This is a genomic window from Arthrobacter russicus, assembly GCF_031454135.1.
In the GTDB taxonomy this organism is placed as follows: Bacteria; Actinomycetota; Actinomycetes; order Actinomycetales; family Micrococcaceae; genus Renibacterium; species Renibacterium russicum.
Window position 1 is genome coordinate 1,866,333 of the sequence record NZ_JAVDQF010000001.1, and the last position, 19,905, is coordinate 1,886,237.

The following is a 19,905-nucleotide window of genomic DNA, read 5'->3' on the forward strand; positions in this document are numbered from 1 at the left end:
TCCAACCCTACTGCGCGGGCGGGTCCGGATCGGCGAGTTCAGCGGCGAGGCTCAGATCATTTCGGCAGAGTGCACTTTTCCGAGATCCAACTGCCGATGGCCTGCATCTCGTTGCGCCAAGCACCGGCATCGAAATTGGACGGATCGGCCGCGAAGTTGGCGCTGACCTGCTGCAATGCCGCCAGATGCGACTTGAGCTCATCCGGGACCTTCGCCAACAGGCCTTCGAGCGTTTCATCGGCCTTGCCCAAATCCCCGCCGCCAAGTGCGGAGAATGGCACCAGGGTCAGCGTCGCAGTGGCAGATTCCACCGCGATGCAGGCGTCGCCGCCGGGCCCCAGGAATCCGCCGGCACCGGCCAGGCCGGAGCTGCCCGGCGGGGATTCCACTCCGGATTCCCTGGGCTCCTGATCCGGGGACCGAACCGATCCGGCGTCCGGACCCGACGCAGCAGAAGGGCCCGCCCCCGGCACGAAATTCTGCAGGCAACCGGTCAAGCCGAGGCTGCTGACCGCAAGGAGGACGAGCAGTGCCTGCTTGGCCTTGGGAGCAATCGAGTTCATGGTGGCTCAGTCCTTCAAAATCGCGGATTCGGCATAACCGTGCGGAAATCAGCCTAGAAACCGCGGCGCCCTGCGGAACAGGGCAGCCCGGGCTGTCAACCGGGCAAGGTCCGGGGGACAATAGGGCAACTGGATCTTTGAGGGGGCATCATGAGCAGCGGACCATTCGGCAGCAGTTTCAATGCATTGGATTCGATCTTCAACCCCGGCCGGGCGCATCAGATGGCGGAGGAAGTCCGGCAGCAGGTCTTGCCGGTCACGGTCGACTCGCCGGACCACGGGAACCGGCAGCGGGTCTCGATCGACCTGGACACTGGGATCGCCGTCGTGCGTCCCGCACCGTGGCGACCGGTCAAGCTACCCGAGGACGCGGACGAATAGCGGCGCCCGGCCCGGCTCAGTCGCGGCGGAACACCAAGGTCGCGTTGTGCCCGCCGAAGCCGAAGGCGTTGACTACCGCCACCCGGCTCTGCACCTGCCGGAGCGAGGTCACCACATCGGCGTCGATCTCCGGATCCAAACGGTCGAGGTTGGTCGTCGGCGGAATCACGCCGTCCCGCATCGCGCACAGCACAGCCACCGAGCTGAGCGCGCCTGAAGCGCCCAACAAGTGCCCGGTCATCGATTTCGTCGAGGTCACCGGGACCGCCTTGCCGATCGATTCGGCAAGCGCGATGATTTCGTTCTGATCGCCGAGCGGCGTCGAAGTGGCATGCGCATGGATGAAGCCGACGTCCTGCGCGTCGACCCCGGCGGAGCGCAGCGCCGCCGAAATCGTCCGCGCCTGATTCTGCGGATCTGCAGCAACGATGTCCAGCGCATCTGAGGTGACCATGGCGCCATCGACGAAGCCATGGACCGTCGCCCCGCGGGCTTTGGCGAAGGCCTCGCGCTCCAAGACCAGCATCGCCGCGCCTTCGCCGAGTACGAAGCCGTCGCGATCCGCGTCGAACGGCCGTGAGGCGGCGGCGGGATCGTCATTGCGTTTGGACATCGCCCGCATCTGGGCGAAGGCGGCGACGGTGAGCGGTGCGATGCAGGCTTCCGCGCCGCCGACCAGGACGACGTCGGCTGAGCCGGCCAGAATCATCTCCCGGCCCAGCGCGATCGCTTCGGAACCGGAGGCGCAGGCACTCACCGTGGTCCGTGCCCCCGCCTTGGCCCCGATGTCCATGGACAACCAGGCCGCAGAGCCATTGGACATCAGCATGGTCACGGTGTGCGGCGAGACCCGTCGGGGGCCGGACTCCAGGCGGACGTGTTCCTGTTCGAGCGTCGTGGTCAAGCCGCCGATCCCGGTGCCGACCACGACGGCCAGCCGGAAGGGGTCGACCTCCGGCTCGCCCGCATCGGCCCAGGCCTCACGCCCGGCCAACAACGCGAACTGTTCCACCCGGTCCAACCGGCGCTGTTCCCGTACCGAGAGCCGGTCCTCGAAACCTGCCGGCACCGTACCGCCGATCTGCACCGGAAGGCCGGCCGCCCAAGCTTCGGGCAGCCGGCTCACTCCGGGCAGCCCCGCCGCCATGCCTTGCCACATCTGCGCCACCGACCCGCCTTGCGGGGTGATCGCGCCGAGTCCAGTGATTGCCACCCGCTCTTGAGCTGCCATTTCCACAGCCTTTCACGCGCAGCCCACGATGGCGGGCAGCCAGGGCGACAAGATTTCACCCGGTAATTTTGTCTGGACCACCCAATCGGCCCCGGGAACTCGGCCCGGGAACCCGGCTCAGGACTGCGCGGAGAATCCGTTGCAGTTCTTGCTCAGCCAATCGCTGATCGGCGTGAACGCGGTTTCGAATCCGGCCTGATCGAAGTTGGCCGTGGGCTGATCGACCATGGCCTCGAGCTTGCTGAACGTCGGTTCGAGTTCCGGCGGAGTGGTGCCCTGGACTTCCGCAATCGCGTCTTTGGCCTTTTGCACATTGCCCGGTTTGATCTCTTCCATGGCCGAGGCCAGCGGCGCGGCGAGGCCCACCATCATCCGGGTGGCCGTGGCCTTGCAGGAATCAGGCAGTCCGGCGAATTCCGGCTTGGCCTCGAGGCGCTCCTTCAAACCGATCAGGATTTCCGACTTCGGGTTGGCGATCGGGCCCGACCCGTTGCCGGCGGGCGTCTGCGCCGCTGCCCCCGGGTTCGTTGCGGCGTCGGTGCCGGTCGATTGCGAGCCGGCGGACTGGGTTGCGGCTGCGGAATTTTCCGCGGTCGGGCCGGAGCAGGCGGCCAGGGCCAGCGGAGCGGTGAGCACCGCCACGAAGGCAGCCTTCACGATGAGGTTTTTCATGTCGTCCTTCAAGCAGGTGAGCATCCAGGGCAATAAAGTAAATACTCTGGAATTATAGCAAAGCTGTGTAGCTCCTGTGCCCCTTCAATCGGTCTGCGGTTTGACCGGCTCCCCCGCCCGTCCCTGCGATTCAGCCTTCGGGAGCACGTGGAATCCGGCCGCGCCGCCCAAGCTCACCCGATCCCCGATCCGATGGCCGGGCAGACCTGGCACCCGGGCCAGCACCGTGCTACCGGTAGGCGCCACAACCACCCGGTACAACGTGGAGTGCCCCCGGTATTCCACGTCCTGGACGATCCCGGCGGCGCCGGGATTTTCCGGGTCCAGGATCCGGATTTGCTCGGGACGGACCACGATTCGCACCGGACCCGGGGCCGCAGCAAACGGGAACACACCGAGCACCGAGCTGACCCGCTTCCCATCGCTGTCGCCGTCGAGCACCGTGCACTCGCCCAGGAAGCCGGCCACCCATTCGTCGCGCGGCCGAGAATACATCTCTTGGGGCGCGCCGACCTGGACGATCCCGCCATCGCGCATCAAGGCAAGCCGTTGCGCCATGGAGAGCGCTTCGTCCTGGTCGTGGGTCACCAGGACCGCGGTGGCTCCGGACGCCCGCAGGATCTGGCCCACCTCGGCTTTCAACCCGACCCGCAGCGCAGCATCGAGGGCGCCGAATGGTTCATCCAGCAGGACCAGCGACGGCTCCGGCGCGAGCGCCCTGGCCAGGGCTACCCGCTGCCGCTGCCCACCGGAAAGTTCGTGCGGGTAGCGGACGGCGAAATCGGCGAGCCCGACCAAGTCCAGCATCTCCGCGATCCGACCGTGCCGCGCTTGCCGGCTCCGGTCCGGCTGGTCCCGGCGACGCAGGCCGAACCCGACATTCGCCGCGACCGTCCGATGCGGGAACAAGGCCGCATCCTGGGGAACCAGCCCGATCCGACGGTGCTCCGGAGCCACCGCACGCGGTCCATCGACGACCAGGCGGCCGTCGATTTCCACCTGGCCGGCCCGCGCTGCCAAGAGCCCGGCCAGCGTGCGGAGGAACGTGGTCTTGCCACAGCCGCTCGGCCCCAGAACCGCGAGCAACTCGCCCTGGTCGACGGCCAGATCGATGCCGTCCAGAACCGGTGCCGCCCCTGGATGCCCGACCACGAGCCCGCGCACCGCCAATGCGATCGGCCCCGGGCCGACGGGAGGCCGGATCATGCCGCACCCGCAGCCGTCGGCCGGCGATTGCCCGGAACCCAGGCCAACAACAGCACCGGCCCGCTGCCCACGAGGATCAACAAGATCGCATAGGGTGCTGCCGCGCCATAGGCAGAAATGTCGGTCAACTGCCACAGCCGGGTGGCCAGGGTGTCGGTGCCGATCGGCCGCAGCATCAGAGTGGCCGGCAGTTCCTTCATCACGGTCAAGGCCACCAGCATCGCGCCGGCCGCAATCCCCGGCCAAGCGAGGGGCAGCGTCACGGTCAGCGCGGTACGCCAGGCCGAGTATCCGGAGGTCCGCGCGGCGTCTTCGAGGTTGCGCGGCACTTGCATGATCGCCGAGCGGACCGATCCGGAGGCCTTGGGTACGAACAAGATCCCGTAGGCAAGGATCAGGACTCCGATGCTCTGGTAGAAAGCCGGGGCCAACGTCAGCACCAGATACACCATCGACAGACCCAAGACGATCCCGGGCAGGCCATGGCCCAGATAGGTTCCGGTTTCCAGCACGGAGACCGATCGGGCCCGGTGCCGCGCGGCGAGGATGCTCACCGGCAACGCCACCAGCGTGGCCAAGAATGCGCCCGCGAGTCCGAAAGCGACGGTCGCCCCGGCTGCCTGGGCCAACCGGCCGACTTCGAGGTCCCAGTCCGCGACGCTGCGCAGGATCCGATCCACGAGCACCACGACCGGCACCCCCACGGCAGCCGAAAAGACCACGGCCAATCCGGTTCCGGCAGCGATTTGGCCCGGAAGGGCGAGCCGCCACCTGCCGCCGTCGTCGATCGCGCGCACCTTGTCGTACACCACCGCGCGGCGACGCACCGCGCGTTCGGCCAGCACGATCAAGAGGGCGAGCGCGACGATGAGCAAGGAAAACACGATGGCAAGTGCCCGGTTGAAGGTTCCAGAGAAAGCAGTTTGGACGGCCCAGGTGAGCGCCGGGTAGCGCATGATCGCGACCACGCCGAAGTCGGAGAGCGTGTAGAGCGCCACGAGCAGGGCGCCGGCACCGGCGGCCGGTGCGATTTGCGGGAGCGTGGTGCTGCAAAAGGCCCGCAGCGGTCCGGCGCCGAGCGTCCTGGCCACGGATTCGGCGTCCCGGTCCACCCGTCGGAGTGCCGCGGTGACCGGCATCGTCACATACGGCACCGAGACCAGGAACAAGACCAGGAACGATCCCCAAAAACCACGCAACGGAGTGAAGGACACCCAGGCGAAACCGGCCACATATGAAGGGATCGCCAACGGCAAGGTCGTCGCCACCATCCAGAAGGACCGGATCGCCAACGTGGTCCGGGCCAGCAGGAATGCGGTGGGGATCCCCACCGCAAGGGTCCCCGCAGTCACCGCGGCCACCAACACCAAGGTGCTGCGGACCAGCTCCCAGGTGCGGGGGCGCTGCAGCGCATTCCAAGCAGCGCCATCCGGCTGGCCCAGGAGCTCCACGATCAGGAAGACCACCGGAAAGGCCACGAAGAGCATTCCGGTGGCGGCGAGGAACAGCAAGACCTTCGACGGGCCGGTCCGACGCCGTCGCAGCGGTGGGCGGGCCGGGCGGAAATCAGCTCCGGCCCGGCCCGCCCGGGCGGAAATCACGGTCAGCCGACTGAAATTCCGGCTTCGTCGATGAGCTTGGCGCTTTGCTCGACGGAGTCCAGATCAGACAGGTCGATCTTCGGACCCTGCAACGACGCCAGTTCCGGCACGCCCTGCGGACCAGCCACGCCCGGGACCAAAGGGTACTCGAATTGCTTCTCGACGAAGTATTTCTGCCCGGCCTCGGAAAGCAAGTAGTCGACAAAAGCTTGTGCGTTGGGGTTCTGCGCAGCTTTCTTCAGCAGGCCGACGCCGGTGACGTTGACCAGGGCAGCTACGTCGCCGGGCGCACCGTACTTGATCTTGGCCCGCATATTGTCCGCACCCTGTTCTGCTGCCGCCGAGAACCAGTAGTAATGATTGGTCAGCCCCAGTTTGATCTCGCCGCTTTCGACCGCTTGGAGGATCCCGCTGTTCTTTTCGTAGCTTTTGACGCCATTGTCGGCCAGCGCCTTCAACCACTGCGCGGTCTTCGCTTCACCGTCGGTCAGGCGCATGGCAGTGACGAACGCGATGAAGGAGGCGTTTCCGGGAGTGACCCCGATCTGGCCTTTCCACTTCGGGTCGATCATCGCGGCTGCCGTGTCCGGCACCTCCCCGACGGAGACCTGGCTGGAATCGTAGGCCACCACCCGGGCGCGCCCGGTCAGGCCGACCCAGGTCTTGTCCGCTGCCCGGTACGCCTCCGGGACCTTGGCGAGGGCAGTTTCCGACAATCCGCCCAACAAGCCCGCCTGAGCCAGCAGGCCCAGGGCACCCGATTCCTGGGAAAGGAACACTTGGGCCGGCGAGTTGTCCCGTTCGGTCAGCAACAGCTGCGCTTGAGCGGCGCTTCCGGCGTAACGCACCTCGGTTTTGATCCCGGTGTCCTTTTCGAATTGGGCAATCAACGGACCGACCAGCTTTTCGTCACGACCCGAATATACGACCAACGGGCCGTTGTCGGATTCAGTAGATCCTGAGGGGCTGGCCGCGGGGGTCGCATTGGACCCGCAAGCGGCGAGGCTCAAGGCCAGCACCGCGGCCGCCAGCACCGGGGCCGGACGAAAAGCAATTCGCATAGGAGGTTCCTCCACCTGGTTCAAGTTCGACAACGACGTCGGCCATGGTGGAGCGCAATCTGCCTCGCTTCCGGAAAAGCAACGCCAGATCCAAGGACGCCCCCCACCGCCTTGTTAGATAAGGCTATCCTTAGAATTGGCTGAAAACAAGCCATGCTACAAATATGGACTCCGAGCCGGCGCGGATCAGGGCCCCGAAATCAACCCTCCTTGGTGTACAGCGTGCCTTCGCACCAGATGTATTTCGTGCCGCCCCATTTGGCCGCCGACTCGACGTCGGGGAAGAAGCCGCGCCCCTCCAAGTTCGCACTGGTATTGCACAGTACCGGCACCCCGCTGAGCTCCGCGTAGTGCATCAGGATCCGGACGGTAGCGGTGTCCTGGGTGGACTTGATGGTCTGCAGCCGCGCAGTGCCGTCAAGATGCACGATCGCCGGGACGCGCTCGGCCCAGCCCGGTCGCATGCGGTGCTCGAAGATCATGTACGGGTCGGGCGTACCGGGTTCGAAGACCTCAGGGGCGCGATCCTCCAGGCAGATCGGCGCTACCGGGCGATACGAGGCACGGTTTTTGATGTCGTTGAGGCGGTCTTTCATCTGCGTGCTGGTCGCGGGCGCAATGATGCTGCGGTTGCCCAAGGCCCGGGGGCCAAGTTCCGCGCGGCCAGACAGCACGACGACCGGTTCGTCCTCGGCATGCAGCAGTTCCGCCAGCTCCCGCTCGTCGCACGACCGAGCACGCCAACCACCCGGGAGCGTACCGACGGCGATTTTCGGACCACGGTAGACGTCCCAATCCAGTGCCGTGTGGCCGTTCCGAAACATCTCACAGGCCGCAGTGCCGATCGCCGCACCGGCATCATTGGGGAAGGGCGGGATGAAGACGTCCCGGAAGACCCCGCTAGCCCGAATCGCGGTGTTCCATTTGATGTTGAGCGCGCAGCCGCCGCCCATCACCAGGTTGTGGCCGCCACCCGGGAACCGGCGCTGCACCGCCGAGGTGAGGCGGTCGAGCAGCTTCTGGCCGAGGTAGGCCTGGTAGCTAGCGATGAGATCCGCGTTGGAAAGGCCCGGAAACAACTGCTCACGCTCGGCGGCGACCCGGTCCCCCAACTCGCCTACCCGGTCGACAGTGATATCACTGAGCTCTGCCATCAGCCCGTCGAAGACGCCGAACGTAGTGGTATCGACGACGCCTTTGGCCGCATAGGCCATGGCTTTCCCCGCGACTGACAGGTGGTGTCGGATGGCCGGCTCCGAGGTCATGTCCTCGAACGGGCGCAGGAACGGCTCGAACCGCGCGCAGAAGGCCGCGAAACTGCCGCCGAAGACCGGCATGAGCACCTCGAGGAACAACACCTCGCGGGTTTCCGCACGGACCAGGTATAGCCGCGGCGGGATGATGCCGTCCCAGACCAGGACGAATGCGTCCTGGCCCTTGGCCGCGGACGGGCTGGAGACATAGGCGCCGATGAGGTGGTTGGCCACGTGGTGGTAGCTCGCGTACTCGCCCAGGCCGGGGCTGCCGAATGCGTACCGGTCCAGTGCGTCGCCGCCGGTCTCGACGTACGGCGCGACCCGGAGCTGGATCGGATCACCGCCGGCGGAGAGCGCCACCGCGACCTCGCCGCCGGCATCGGTCGAGTACCAGCCGTCGACCACGAACTGGTCGATGTCGGAAGGCTCAAGACCCTCCGCAGCGAGGATCTCGGTCACGCGGTCGAGGTCCCCGAGCGCGGAGTACCGTTCGCCGTTGCCCAACTTCTCGATCTCGTAGCTGAAAAGAAGCCTCCCGTCCTCGATGACCGCGATGCCGCCGTCGTGTGATGCCTTGATTCCGCATATCCGCATTGCTTCTTCACACCCCTTCTATTGCGATGAAAAATGGCTACCGGTTCAGTCGTACCGGAAGTGATTCGAGCCCTCGGATGATCGTGCTGTTGCGCCACCGCAAGTCGACAGGGTCGACGGCGAGGGTCATGTCGGGGAAAGCGTCGAGCAGCGAATGAAACGCCATCTGGACTTCGATCCGCGCGAGTGGCGCCCCGAGACAGTGATGGATGCCGTGACCGAAGGCCAAATGGCCGGCGGCAGACCGGCGGACGTCGAGCGCTTGCGGGTCGCTGAACCGCAGCGGGTCGTGATTGGCGGACGCGATCGCGAGGAGCACGAAGTCGCCGGCCAGGATGTGCGCGTTGCCGACGCGCAGGTTCTCCTTGGCGCAGCGGAATGTCGCGTGTTTGAGCGGACTCTCCAGCCGGAGGAGCTCCTCGACGGCGCCAGGCAGCAAGCTGCGGTGGTCGCGCAGCGCGTCCCACTGGTCGCGGTGGCTCATCAGGTGCAGCGTGCCGTTGCCCAGCGCGTTGAGGGTGGTTTCAAAACCTGCGATGAACATCAGGTAGGCAGTCGAGATCAGTTCCGCCGTGGTGAGCCGGTCGTCGACGTCATGCGCCGCCACCAGCGCCGTGAGGAGGTCGTCGTCGGAGGTGGCGTGGCGTTTGCGTTCGATCAGACCGGCAAGATAGCCGGCGACTGCCTCAGCTGCAGCATTGGCTTGTTCCGGAGAGTGTCCCGAGACGAGCGCGCTTGACCAGTCCTTGAAATCGCCCTGCTCCTCGACCGGCACGCCCAGCAGCAGGCAGATCACCCGGATTGGCAAGGGGAACGCGAAGGCATCCAGGAAATCGACCTCGTCGTGGTCATTGAGCGCCTCGACCAATTCGTCGACGACCGTTTGGATCTGCGGCCGCAGCGCTTGGACCGCACGGCCGGTGAAGGCCTTGCCGACGAGCTTGCGAAGTCTGGTGTGGTCCGGCTGGTCGGTGTGCAACATATGGCTCGCGATGTCCTTGGAGAAGCCTCCGCGCTTGCTGCTGTCCGGTTCCTTCTGTGCGAGCAGCCCATCGATGCGATCCAGGTCGGTGCTCAGCCTGGGGTCCGCGAACGCCGCGCGCACGGCGTCGTACCCGGTGATCACCCAAACCGGCAGCCCGCCGATCAACGGCACCCCGGGCGGCATTCGTACTCGATGCGCAGAGCCCTTGGCACTGAGCTTCGCGTAGACCGCGTACGGGTCCTGTACGAACGCCGCATCGAGTTCCAATAGCGCGGATTCGGGATTGCGCAACGCGCGCTGGCCGAACACTGCTTCTCGAGGCGCAGGAAACCCGGCTTCAGGCCGTTGGTCCTTCATACCGCGCCCAGCGCCCGGTCCGCGAGTGGCGGAATCCGCGTCGGCCGGCGCTCGGCCGAAGACCCAGGGTACTCGTGCTCCAGCCCGGTCAGTGTTGAGTGTGAATCAATTGCCATGGCTGCCTTTCCAAAAATCGGTTCGCGCTTGCCGATCCGCAGCGAACGTGTCCGGCACCTGCGCGAGTGCCTGATCGCGCTCGACCCAAATTCCCCGAATACTCGTGTGTTCCATGCCGCACGCCCGGTTCGCCTAGCGCTGGCATGCGGAACTCCGGTTTGGGGCTTTCGTCGCGCATCAGGCGCGAGTCGCGGTCAGGAACACGTAACCCTGCTCTGGTGTGACCGCCGAGAGACGCATAAAGTCGAGCAACGACTGGGCGCGCTCCTCGCCGACCAGCGCGCTCAGCTCATCGCGGCGGGTCTCTACGGCGTCGGCCATCAACGCGAGTGTGCGGTTGCAGTTGGCCGTGACGTCGCGGATGTCCAGGTCAACGAACCCGTGGGCGAGTAGCGCCCCCCGGTACTCTTCGATCGTGCCGAGCGACTTCACCGCGTAGTTCGTGCAAACGTGGTCGAGGACCTTGCGGCCCTGGGGGCTCACCGGGCCGCGCTCGATCAGGTCGGCGATCGCGAGCCGGCCGCCCGGGCGCATCACGCGGGAGATCTCCGAGAGCACTTGGGCACGATCAGGCATGTGCCACATCGACTCGAACGCCCAGGCCGAGTCGAACGAGCCATCCGGAAACGGCATGTCCATCGCGTCGGCGAACTGGAACGTCGCCTTGTCCGCGAGCCCAGCGCCGGCCGCGAGCTCGTTGGCCTGCGCCACCTGTAGGCGGCTGACCGTGATGCCGATGACGTCGACGCCGGACTTCTGCACGAGACGCAGCGCGGGGTGCCCGATGCCGCAGCCGACGTCGAGCACGCGCTGGCCCGCTTGCCCGCGCAGGCCCTCGATCATCATGTCAGTGAGCCGATCCGTGGCCGTCTCGATCGAGGCTCGATCGGCGTCGTCATCCCAATATCCGTAGTGGAGGTTGGGCCCCCAAGCCGCGCCGTAGATCCGGCCGAACCCGTCGTACACGTCCGTGACGTCGCCGAGCGAGGGAGCTTGGCCGACGGCTCGGGCCCTGACCCGTGAATTCAGGTCCGCCGGTGTTGAGTTGGAGATATTTGACATGATTACCTTTCCAAGATTCGGAACTCTGCTTAAAAGACTCGAACCTCCGCATAAAAATTTGGGATCGCCCGAGTTGGATCGACTCCGCCCCGCTCACGCTTTCATGTCGCATTCAAACTTGAATTCCATCCGTTGCCGAGTATCACGAAGGAGCAATTCGGGTATTGGCAAATCATGGTGACCGGATAGGCTTTCGCTCGAAACGCCGGCAGGAACAATTAGACCGACTCAAAGAACCCGTCACATAATTTCCCGCCACCTGCACAACTACGTAATATCCCCCTTGATTTGAATTTCGCGCAACCCGTAATCAGTGCCGCACGTGCAGCTCGCGCAGCGCGCGTAGTGGAAATACCGGGCGGTACTTCGGTGCCTGGCCCGGCACGAGCGTCAGCCCGGGCATCCGCGCGGCGATCGCCTGCACCGCGACTCTCAGCTCAGCTCTGGCAAACCCCGCACCGAGACAGAAATGGATGCCGTAGCCGAACGCGAGGTGCCCCGAAGACTTGCCGTTCGGGGCAAAGGCCGCGGGACACGCATGCGCCCGGCCGTCGCGGCCCGCGGCACCGAAGAGCATCAGCAACCGGCTGCCCTCCATCAAGTGGACGTCGCCGACGACCACATCGCGGGTGGCCGTCCGGTACATGCCGGCGAGCGGACTGTCGAATCGCAGCCCCTCCTCGACGAGCCCATGCGCGGTGACCGTGCCTTCGACGACCGGTCGCCAGCCCTCAGGCGAGAGCAACTGCTGGTAGAGGATCGTGCCCAACGCCTCGGCGCACGTCATGTGGCCCGCGAAGATCAGGGTCGGAATCTGCACGGCGACTTCGGCAACACTAAGCGTGTTTCCCGACTTTCCGCTGTGCAGCAACTCGCTGATCAGATCGTCTTGGGGGTTGGCCAACCGGTCCTCGGCAATCGCCCGGGCAAACGCGCCGAACTCAACCAGGCCCTGGGCGTATTCGCGCAGCAGGGCCGGGTCGGTATCTTGCTGCAGCATCATCAGTTCGATGCGCTGTTCGGACCACCGGCGGCAGTTTCCATATTGCTCCTCGGGGATGCCGAGCAGACGGCAAATCACCTCGAGCGCATACGGCACTGCGAACGTCGAGATGAATTCGAAATCGTCTTCCATGGCAGCTTGTTCCACGAGGCCGGCGGCGATCTGCTGCATCGTCGGCTCGAACGCACTGACCCGGGCCGGGGTGAACCCGATATTGAGCACCTCACGGATGCGGGAGTGCTCGGGCGGGTCGAGCGAACCAACCCCCACTGCACCCGAGCCGCGCCAGGTCTTGAACATCTTGGCCACGTCGTCCGGCAGTGCGACCTTGGGCCGAGGGTTGTGGTCGCGCGTGGAGAAACCGCCGTCGTCCTTGAGCACGGCGAGTATGTCCTCCCGCCGGCTGACGCACCACGCATCGAGCAACGGGGCGTAGAAAACTGGCTCGTCGTCCCAGACGCCCGATAGGAATGCGTACGGGTCGTCGCGGTGTTCACCGTACGGGTCGAAATGCCTACCTTCGAGCAGCCTGCCAGAACCGTTCGACACAATCATTCACCCCCAAATATTGTTGTGTTTGCCGTCTTTTTGCCTCGATCGGTGCTGTCGGCGCTATATGAGATAGCCGATCCAATTCCCCGACCCTTCGCCCTTTTTTTGACACACCATTTTCGAGTCGGTCAATCAATTTGGAAATCGGCCTGAAAACCGTCCTGTATCTAATACAGTCGCAGATTCCTATGAAAATGCCATGGTGAACCCATGAAAGTTTCATGAAAAGCACATCGTTCTGCACAATCTTTGCACTTTGAGAGAAACTCCAATGCAGTCGATTAATTTAACGGTTCGTGATCTTGTTTAAAACACGACCTTGTGTATAGTCGGAAATAGTTGCGCAGTCAGCAATAACCTGCCCATTTCGGTTTCAATTCGCGAACCCCAGATATGGAGTTTTCATGAGCACATTCGAAACGTCGATGATCGGGCTCGCAGCGCCAAGCACCACCCAGCGCCGGAAGCTGTTGGTGCTGCTGCACGGCGCGACCTCCGGAAGGCGTCAGTGAGCACGCCGGTCCAGCTGCCCCTCGAGCAGGAAAATGTGTTGGAGCTCGCGCCCGGCTTGCGTGCGCTCCAGTCCGGAGGCCCGGTCCACCGGGTGCGCATGCCCCAGGGCGGCGAAGCGTGGCTGGTCACCGACCATGCCCACGTGCGCAACCTGCTCGACGACAGCAGGCTGAGCCGCAACAATCCCGGATCGGCCGCGGCGGACGGCGGTGCAGCACTGCTCGCGAGCCTGCTCGGCGGATTCGCCACGGACCATGCGCGGCTGCGCGAGTTGCTGGAACCGCATTTCGCCCCGGAACGGATAGCGGAACTGCGTCCGTACGTGGAGAAGCAGACTGGTCAGTTGCTGGACTCCCTTGCCGTGCAAGAACCTCCGGTCGACCTCCGCGAGGCCTTAGCGCTCCGCTTGCCGCTCCAAGTGATGTGCGAGTGGCTCGGCGTACCGCAGGAGGACAAGGACCGTTTCGGCGTCTGGACGCAGGATGCCGCGAATGTCAGCAACCCGGTCTGGTCCAAGCAGGGCTTCGACGGTCTGTCCGGCTACTGCAGACAGCTCGTTGCGGAAAAGCGCCGCAACCCCGGCAACGACGCGATCTCTCGGATCTGCGCCACGGACGGGATCACCGACGACGAGGTCCTCGGGCTGACCGTATTGCTGCTGTTCGGCGGCTACGAAACGACGGTTGCCCGGATCGGCACCTGTGTTTTGCTGCTGCTCGCCGAACCCGGGCAATGGGCGGCGTTGGCGGACGACTTGGACTTGATTCCCAATGCGGTGGAAGAGACGCTGCGACGGTCGATGCCAAACCCGCACAACGGCGGCATGCCCAGATGGGCACTGGCGGACTTCGAGATCGACGGCGTGCAGATCCGCGCCGGGGATTTCATCCTGCTGAACGTCATTGCGGCCAACCACGATGAGAAAGCGTTCGCCGAGGCCGGCCGGATTGACATCACCCGCGACGCGGCCGGCAGCCTCACGTTCGGCTACGGCGCCCACTACTGCGTGGGTGCGCCACTCGCCAGGATGCAGCTGCAGACTGTGCTGACCCAGCTCGTCAAGCGGTTCCCGGATTTGCATCTGGCCGTTGGCGTGGACCAGCTGGGCTTGCGCCACGAAACGCTCATCGGCGGCTTGGTCGATCTTCCCGTGGCCTGGTGATCGGGAACTGATGCTGCATAAGATCTCGGCGGATGTCGTCACGAAGAGTCCGGAACCGATTCGCTCGTATCTCGTACTGATGCGGCTGGACCGCCCTACTGGGTATGTCCTCTACCTGCTGCCGGGGTTGTGGTCCGTGGCCTTCGCCTTCGAGGGCCCCTCCGATCTGCTTGCTGTGCTGGCCCTGATCGTCGCCGCCGTGCTGATCCGCGGCTTCGCCTGCGCCAGCAACGACGTGACTGACAAGGAAATCGACCGGCGCGTCGCCCGCACGGTGGGACGGCCGATTGCCGCGGGGACGATCAGCGTCCGCAACGGGATCCTCTGGGCTGCCGCCCAGGCCCTGGCCGCGCTGCTGGTCCTCGCGGCGGTGAACGTCCAGACTGCCCTGGTGGCGCTGGCCACGTACCCTTTGATCGTCGCCTACCCGTTCATGAAGCGCTTCTTTGTCTGGCCTTCTGCATTCCTCGGACTCGTCATGAGCACCTATGTGTTCGTCGGCTGGACCGCGGCGACGGGCGACGCCGGCTACCCGCCGCAGGTGTACGGCCTGTTCGTCGCGGGCACATTCTGGACGATGATCCATGATGCGATCTACTCCCATCAAGACAAGGAATACGACCGGAAGATCGGAGTCAAGTCCTCTGCGCTCTTGTTTGGCAACGCCACCAAGGCCTGGTTGTCGATCTTCATCCTGCTCAGTGTCGCCAGCTTGCTGTGGGCCGGCTCGCTCACCCCGATCGGCTGGGCGTTCTACCTGATCGTCCTGTTGGCAGCGATGTACCTGTGCTACCTGGTCGTCCGGGTGGACCTGGACAACCCGAAGACATGCTGGGACACCTTCGTCGCCAACACCTACTACGGTTGGATCGTCCTCGCTGCGGTGATCGCCGGGCGGTTCACATGAGCGACTCGATGTGGCAAGGAAGCGGCGTCGATCTGGACGCGTATCTGACCCGGGTGGGCTACGAAGGCGACGTGGCGGCGAACCTCGCGACCTTGCAGCGCCTGCACGCCGCGCATGTGGAGGCGATCCCGTTCGACAACCTCGACCCGCTGCTGGGCAGGACCGAGGTTCCGCTCGACATCGCTCACGTCCAGGAGAAGATCGTTCGGCAGGGCCGCGGCGGCTGGTGCCTGGAGCAGGTCGCCTTGATGGCGGCGGTGCTCGAGCGCATCGGGTTCACCTTCACGGCGTTCGCCGGACGGACGCGAATCCGTACCGGCAGCCCGTTCGGACCCGCGTTGCACGTCGCGCTCGCGGTGCACGCCGAGGACGGACTCTGGCTGCACGACGTGAGTTTCGGTGCGTACGGGCTGCACGAACCGATGCGGCTCATGGATGGTGCGCGGTTGGACGGCGACTTCTCGTTCGACCTAGTGCGCGAAATGTCCGGCGAGCGTGTGCTGCGGTTCCTGCGGCCCGAAGGCCCGGCAGAGCTGTACGGCTTCACCATGGACATGCGCTACCCCTCAGATTTCGAGTTGTTGAATCACTTCTGCCTCACGCACCCGCGATCGCCGTTCAACCACCGGGTGGTTCTCCAACGCACGCAGGCACGGGTGAGGCACTTGCTCGTCGGAAACCAGCTCACCGAGCTCCGACCGGGGGAGCCGGCTGCGGTTCGCGAGCTCGACGAAGCCGAAGTGCTCGCTGCGCTACAGGAGATTTTCGGGATCAGCTTGCGATCCGCCGACATCATGGCTCTCGGGAAAGTCTTGGCCTGCCGATGACCCGGACATTGCTGGTTGACAACTACGATTCGTACACCTTCAACCTGTTCCAGCTGATCGCCGAGATCAACGGCCAGGAGCCGCTCGTGGTGGTCAATGACGATCCGATGTTGTCCGGACCGCTGCCGGAGGAGATCGCCAACATCATCGTCTCCCCCGGCCCCGGCCGGCCACAGAACCCGCGCGACATCGGCCTGGCCGGCGATCTGTTGCGGCGCACCAGGCTGCCGGTGCTGGGTGTCTGCCTCGGACATCAGGCGATCGCTCATCTGGCCGGCGCGTCCGTGACCGCCGCGCCTGAACCGAGGCACGGGCACCTGGCCAAGGTTTCCCACAACGGTGATCCGCTATTCGCCGGGGTCCCCCGCAAGTTCGTCGCGGTTCGCTATCATTCGCTGTGCGTCGAGGAACCGCTGCCGGAAGAGCTCATCGCCACCGCCTGGGCGGAAGACGGGGTGCTGATGGCGTTGCGGCACCAGGACCGGCCGCAGTGGGGCGTGCAATTCCACCCCGAGTCGGTCGCGTCCCAGCACGGCAGGGAAATCCTGCGGAACTTCGCCGAACTGAGCCGCCGGACGCAGCGCGGGCAACGGCCGTCCGGCACGGTCACCGCGGCTGTGAACCCCGCCCGTGACGCCGCTGCCGAACCGAGCGCGGAACTGAGCATCGTGAGTCGGATCGTGCTAACCGACGCTGACACCGAGAGCGTCTTCCTCGGGCTGTTCGCCGATCAACCGACCTGCTTCTGGCTGGACAGCAGCCGAGTGGAAGCAGGCCTGTCTCGGTTCTCCTTCCTCGGAGACACCACGGGGCCGCTCAGCGAACTGCTGACCTACCGCACTGGCAGCGGGGTGGTTACGGTGCAGACCGCGGGCGGCGTCCGGGTCGAACCCGGCAGCATCTTCGACGTCCTCGAGCAACGGCTGGGCGACCGGCGCATCGCCTCCACAGAACTGCCGTTCGACCTGACCGGCGGCTACGTCGGCTACTTCGGCTACGAGCTCAAGGCCGAGTGCGGGGCTACCGCCCGCCACACCGCCGAAACTCCTGATGCGGTCTGGATGTTCGCAGACCGGGTCATCGCGGTCGACCACCTCCAGGGAGTGACCTATTTGGTGGCGGTGCACGACGAAAAGACCGCCGACGATGCGCACGAATGGCTGGACCAGACGGCCGCGAAGCTCGTCGGCCTGCCCCCGGCCGACGACGATCCGTACCTCGCTCCAGCCCTCAGCCAGCCCGCAGAGTTAGCAGACCATCTGGTCCGCGACCGCGCCCAGTACCTCGCGGACATCGAGGAGTGTCAACGGCAGCTGAACCTGGGCGAGAGCTACGAGATCTGCTTGACCGACAAGTTGCACCTGCCATTCGAAGACGACGATGTTGCCTTTTACCGGCGGCTGCGTCGGCTGAATCCGGCACCATACGGCGCCCTGCTGCGCCTCGGCGACCTCACTGTCTTCAGTTCCTCGCCGGAGCGGTTCCTGCGCATCGAGCGGGACCGCACAGTGACCAGCAAGCCGATCAAAGGCACCGCCGCTCGCGACGCAGATCCAGTGCGCGACGCCGAGATCGCCGCCACCCTCGCTTCGAGCGCCAAAACTCAGGCCGAGAACCTGATGATCGTCGACCTGCTGCGCAACGATCTCGGCCAGGTGTGCGAGGTGGGCAGCATCAAGGTCGACCCGTACCTGGCAGTCGAGAGTTATCAGACCGTGCACCAGCTGGTCTCGACCGTCCACGGGCGGCTCCAGGACGGGATCAGCGCGATGGATTGCGTCCGGCAGTGTTTCCCCGGCGGTTCGATGACCGGGGCGCCGAAACGTCGCACGCTGGAGATCATCGACCGCCTGGAGACCGAGGCCAGGGGCGTGTACTCCGGCACTCTCGGTTTCTTCGGCCTCTCCGGCGGCACGGACCTGAACATCGTCATCCGCACCGCGGTTCGCGTCGGTGACCGGTTGAGCATCGGTGCCGGCGGAGCGATCGTGCTCGACTCCGACCCCCAGGAAGAATACGAAGAGATGCTGCTCAAGGCGGCGGCGTCGCTGCGCGCCTGGCGTGCACCGACAGCAACGAGCACGGGCGGCTCCCCGCGATGAGCGACAACGGGATTCGCCGGTGGTGGGACGACGGGTGGTCGCAGTCCGATGCCATCGGGACGGTGCGGATCGTCGATTCGTGGCTCGTGGACGAAGGACGGGTGCGGGGGTTCAGCCGACACGCCGAACGCTTTGCCAAGGCATGCTCCCGGTTCGCCGGACCGGGAACCGACCGCTTCCTGCGCGCAGTCGCCGAGTCACTGCCGGCACGGGGCCGGTGGTTTCCCCGCGTCGAACTCGTGGAGACCGGCTCGCGGACGCGACTGCGGCTGTGGCTGCGTCCCGCGCCTCCGCCCACCACCACCGTCCGGTTGTGGGATTCGGGACCCGATCGCCGGAGCCTGCCCATGGTCAAGGGCTTCGACCTCGACCACCTGGCTGCCCTGCGCGCTGCTGCGATCGCGGCCGGAGCGGACGAGGCGCTGCTGCTCTCGGCTGAAGGGCACGTGCTCGAAGGCTCCGCGACGAGCATCCTCTGGTGGCGCGGCGACACGCTGTGCGGTCCGCCCCCCGGTGCCGGCCTGCTGCCCGGAATCACCCGGGCGTTGCTCGGCGAGCTGACCGGACGCCCGGTCCTCTCCGAGTCTGCCAATCCAGCGGAACTGGCTGGTGTTCCGGTGTGGGCGGTCAACGCCCTGCACGGCATCCGGCCGGTCGCCGGAGGGCTGGGCCGCTTCCGCGACGAGGATGCCGAGCTGGCCGCGCAGTGGCAGTCGCGTCTGGAGGCACTCGCCTCCGTCCCGTACCGATCACGTGAAGGAGATTCATCAGATGCAAGCTAATTTCGAGCGCGACCTGTTGGCTCAGCTGACACAGCGTTGGAGCAAGCGGGTCGCAGTGAAGAAGGACGAGCTGGACCTGGACGGGCACTTCGACGCCTCGTTACCGGACTTCCCAGAACACCTCGTGCCGGTGCTCGCGCTGCCCGGCGCCGAAAAACTCGACCGAGACGCACGCGAGCGTATCTTGTCCGCCGCGTGGATCGCGTACAACGCCAAGACCAAAGCCATCGAGGATGAGATCATTCTGCCCGCGTGCCGGTTGATGCTGCAGGACCGGATTCCGGTGCGCCGCGACGATGTGGCCGTAGATGCCTTGCACCAGACGATCATCGACGAGCACTACCACATCCTCATGTGCCATAACGCGGTTGCCGTGACCCGCAGGCGCCGTGACATGGCGGACGTGCGGTTCGCACCGAGCATCTGGTCGGTCGTGCAGGGCAGGGAGACAGCCAGGGCCGGGCTCTCCGGGTTCGACCGAGACATCGTGGACATCGCGTTCTCGCTGGCAGCCGAGACGACGATCAGCGGGTTTCTCTCCACGTTGTCGACGGCACAGGACATCCAGCCGATGAACCGGATAACCACGGACATGCACCGGCGCGATGAGAGTGGGCACGCCGTGGTGTTCCGTGAGCTGTGCGGTTCGCTTTACCGAAACCTGGACAGCGGGCAGCAGCAAATGTTCCGCGAGGCGCTCATGGAGGGGTTGACCGCGTTCCGGTTGCCGGACCCGGAGTCGTGGGCGGCGGTCGCGGCGCAGGGCGGATTCGAGATCGGCACGGAACAGCTGCTCGAGCAGGCAGAAACCGGACCTGCGCCGAAGCGGGACAACGGCCCGCTGAACCTTTTGTTGGATGACTTGGGCATCAGCCGCGATCTGGTCATGGAGTGAGGGCAGAAGCCGTCCGGATCACCGGCCGACTAGGCTCGGGCCGATCCACCACCCCGTTTCCAGGCCGGGTGATGGA

At 65.4% G+C, this 19,905-nt stretch carries 17 protein-coding genes; 7 read left to right on the forward strand and 10 right to left on the reverse strand.

All coding sequences use genetic code 11. The annotated features are described in order from the left end of the window. Window positions 1–56: 56 nt before the first annotated feature. On the reverse strand, window positions 57–563 hold the full coding sequence (locus JOE69_RS08720; protein WP_309797864.1) for a hypothetical protein: 507 nt from the start codon (window positions 561–563) through the stop codon (window positions 57–59). Between the two features lie 150 nt (window positions 564–713). Between JOE69_RS08720 and JOE69_RS08725 the strand changes: the two genes are divergently transcribed. Continuing rightward, window positions 714–944 (forward strand): hypothetical protein, encoded by a 231-nt coding sequence (locus JOE69_RS08725; RefSeq protein ID WP_296362852.1) that lies wholly within the window; start codon window positions 714–716, stop codon window positions 942–944. A gap of 16 nt (window positions 945–960) precedes the next feature. On the opposite strand, the gene JOE69_RS08730 is transcribed toward JOE69_RS08725, so the two are convergent. The 9 genes from JOE69_RS08730 to JOE69_RS08770 form a co-directional block, all read right to left on the reverse strand. Beyond that, on the reverse strand, window positions 961–2,175 hold the full coding sequence (locus JOE69_RS08730; protein WP_309797867.1) for a beta-ketoacyl-[acyl-carrier-protein] synthase family protein: 1,215 nt from the start codon (window positions 2,173–2,175) through the stop codon (window positions 961–963). Between the two features lie 117 nt (window positions 2,176–2,292). Next, window positions 2,293–2,847 carry a hypothetical protein gene (locus JOE69_RS08735; RefSeq protein WP_309797869.1) on the reverse strand — a complete coding sequence of 185 codons (555 nt, stop codon included), beginning with the start codon at window positions 2,845–2,847 and terminating at the stop codon, window positions 2,293–2,295. 84 nt (window positions 2,848–2,931) lie between these two features. Further along, a complete protein-coding gene (locus JOE69_RS08740) occupies window positions 2,932–4,053 on the reverse strand; it encodes an ABC transporter ATP-binding protein (RefSeq protein ID WP_309797871.1) in 1,122 nt (373 codons plus the stop codon). Beyond that, window positions 4,050–5,654: an ABC transporter permease gene (locus tag JOE69_RS08745; RefSeq protein WP_309797873.1), complete on the reverse strand. Its 1,605-nt coding sequence runs from the start codon at window positions 5,652–5,654 to the stop codon at window positions 4,050–4,052. Before JOE69_RS08745 ends, JOE69_RS08740 begins: the two co-directional genes overlap by 4 nt. A 2-nt stretch (window positions 5,655–5,656) precedes the next feature. Then, window positions 5,657–6,715 carry an extracellular solute-binding protein gene (locus JOE69_RS08750; protein ID WP_309797875.1) on the reverse strand — a complete coding sequence of 353 codons (1,059 nt, stop codon included), beginning with the start codon at window positions 6,713–6,715 and terminating at the stop codon, window positions 5,657–5,659. Between the two features lie 200 nt (window positions 6,716–6,915). Then, entirely contained in the window at window positions 6,916–8,565 is a 1,650-nt protein-coding gene (locus tag JOE69_RS08755) for a carbamoyltransferase N-terminal domain-containing protein (RefSeq protein WP_309797877.1), read from the reverse strand. Window positions 8,566–8,602: 37 nt separating this feature from the next. After that, window positions 8,603–9,859, reverse strand: coding sequence for a cytochrome P450 family protein (locus tag JOE69_RS08760; protein ID WP_309797879.1), 1,257 nt, complete (start codon window positions 9,857–9,859; stop codon window positions 8,603–8,605). 342 nt (window positions 9,860–10,201) lie between these two features. Then, entirely contained in the window at window positions 10,202–11,086 is an 885-nt protein-coding gene (locus JOE69_RS08765) for a methyltransferase domain-containing protein (protein WP_309797881.1), read from the reverse strand. Between the two features lie 310 nt (window positions 11,087–11,396). Next, window positions 11,397–12,644 carry a cytochrome P450 gene (locus tag JOE69_RS08770; protein ID WP_309797883.1) on the reverse strand — a complete coding sequence of 416 codons (1,248 nt, stop codon included), beginning with the start codon at window positions 12,642–12,644 and terminating at the stop codon, window positions 11,397–11,399. A gap of 505 nt (window positions 12,645–13,149) precedes the next feature. Between JOE69_RS08770 and JOE69_RS08775 the strand changes: the two genes are divergently transcribed. Genes JOE69_RS08775 through JOE69_RS08800 form a run of 6 tightly spaced genes read left to right on the forward strand, consistent with a single transcriptional unit; the run spans window position 13,150 to window position 19,829 of the window. Further along, complete coding sequence (locus tag JOE69_RS08775; RefSeq protein WP_309797886.1) at window positions 13,150–14,316, forward strand: cytochrome P450; 1,167 nt, start codon at window positions 13,150–13,152, stop codon at window positions 14,314–14,316. Between the two features lie 10 nt (window positions 14,317–14,326). Next, window positions 14,327–15,223, forward strand: coding sequence for a 4-hydroxybenzoate octaprenyltransferase (locus tag JOE69_RS08780; RefSeq protein WP_309797888.1), 897 nt, complete (start codon window positions 14,327–14,329; stop codon window positions 15,221–15,223). Then, complete coding sequence (locus tag JOE69_RS08785; RefSeq protein ID WP_309797889.1) at window positions 15,220–16,050, forward strand: arylamine N-acetyltransferase family protein; 831 nt, start codon at window positions 15,220–15,222, stop codon at window positions 16,048–16,050. The genes JOE69_RS08780 and JOE69_RS08785 overlap by 4 nt, the downstream gene beginning before the upstream one ends. Continuing rightward, on the forward strand, window positions 16,047–18,152 hold the full coding sequence (gene pabB, locus JOE69_RS08790) for an aminodeoxychorismate synthase component I (protein WP_309797891.1): 2,106 nt from the start codon (window positions 16,047–16,049) through the stop codon (window positions 18,150–18,152). The genes JOE69_RS08785 and pabB overlap by 4 nt, the downstream gene beginning before the upstream one ends. Then, entirely contained in the window at window positions 18,149–18,934 is a 786-nt protein-coding gene (locus tag JOE69_RS08795) for an aminotransferase class IV (RefSeq protein ID WP_309797893.1), read from the forward strand. Before pabB ends, JOE69_RS08795 begins: the two co-directional genes overlap by 4 nt. After that, window positions 18,924–19,829 (forward strand): diiron oxygenase, encoded by a 906-nt coding sequence (locus JOE69_RS08800; protein WP_309797895.1) that lies wholly within the window; start codon window positions 18,924–18,926, stop codon window positions 19,827–19,829. The genes JOE69_RS08795 and JOE69_RS08800 overlap by 11 nt, the downstream gene beginning before the upstream one ends. Window positions 19,830–19,905: the final 76 nt, after the last annotated feature.